Origin of the sequence: Haloparvum sedimenti, assembly GCF_001462205.1 — an archaeon.
In the GTDB taxonomy this organism is placed as follows: domain Archaea; phylum Halobacteriota; class Halobacteria; order Halobacteriales; family Haloferacaceae; genus Haloparvum; species Haloparvum sedimenti.
Window position 1 is genome coordinate 1 of sequence record NZ_LKIR01000136.1, and the last position, 1,242, is coordinate 1,242.

1 protein-coding gene is annotated in these 1,242 nt (G+C 65.9%); it reads left to right on the top strand.

Annotation, left to right across the window (positions count from 1 at the left end; all coding sequences use genetic code 11):
* Nucleotides 1-128: 128 nt before the first annotated feature.
* On the top strand, nucleotides 129-1,242 hold a 1,114-nt coding region (locus AN233_RS13620; RefSeq protein ID WP_176696697.1), incomplete at its 3' end, for a type B DNA-directed DNA polymerase.

A 1,242-nucleotide genomic window follows, 5' to 3' on the forward strand; every position in this document is an offset into this window, starting at 1 on the left:
CTACTCAGCATCGATCTCGAACAGGAGGCCCGGCTCGACGACCACGAGGAACGCCTCGAGGAGCTCGAAGCTGCAGTCACAACGAGCGATGACCAGGAGGCCGCTCCACCGGACTCGGACTCGTGACGATGCCGTTCAGCATCGACTTTTTGGACGACGGCCGCGTCCTGGAGTGGGAGGCAACCGCTGACGGCGCCGTCGCGACCGAGCGCGATGACTACACCTCGCGCTTCTACGTCGCCGGCCGCGATCCAGAGACTGACCTCGACCTCACAACACTCCAGTCGGTGTACGACCAGCACCCGGACGTCGTCGCGACCGAGACGGTAGCGCGACGGCCCGGGTTTCGACGAGACGAGGAGGCCGTTCTCGCGGTCGATGTCGCCCACATCGACCGCGTCACTCCACTCGCCCGGCAGGCGCGCCAGCTGTCGGAGTATCCAGTCGGAGATCTCGCCTGTTTCAACGTCGACTTCTCGCGGGAGTTCCGGTACTGTCTGGAGACCGGTGCCGATCCGACGCCGGCGAGCGAGCTGTCGATACTCCGGCTCAGCGTTCCGGTGGCCGAAACGAGCAACGACGTCTACGAGGAACTGTCCGTCGCCGGCGACACCGTCACCGGCTCGCCGACGGATCTCCTGACCGCCGTCCAGGGGGCGCTCGACGCACACGATCCGGACATCCTGGCCTGCTCAACCAGCGAGATCGTCCCGACCCTGTACGAGATGGCGACGGACGCCGGCGTCGACCACTTCTCGCTGAGTCGGTGGCCGGACGTCGATTACCAGCAGCTCGCGAGCCGGTCGACGTACTCGAGCTACGGCCGCGTCGGTCACTCGCCGGCGCGGTACAACGTGCCCGGCCGGGCGATCATCGACGAGTCGAACACGTTTTTCTACGGAGAGACGAACCTCGACGGCGTCCTCGACCTCGTGTCGCGCTCGAACAAGCCCGTCCAGGAGCTTGCGTGGGCATCGATCGGGAACGTGCTCACGGCGATTCAGATCTGCGAGGCCCACGACCGCGGGGTCCTCGTCCCGTGGAACTCCTGGCGCCACGAGTTCTACAAGCCGATGGGGACGCTCCACGACGCCGACCGCGGCGGCTTCATCTTCGCGCCCGAGGTCGGCCTGCACGAGAACGTCCACGAACTCGACTTCTCGAGTCTCTATCCGAACATCATCTGTACCCGGAACGTCTCGCCGGACGTCATTCGGTGTGACTGCCACAGCGACCGCGACG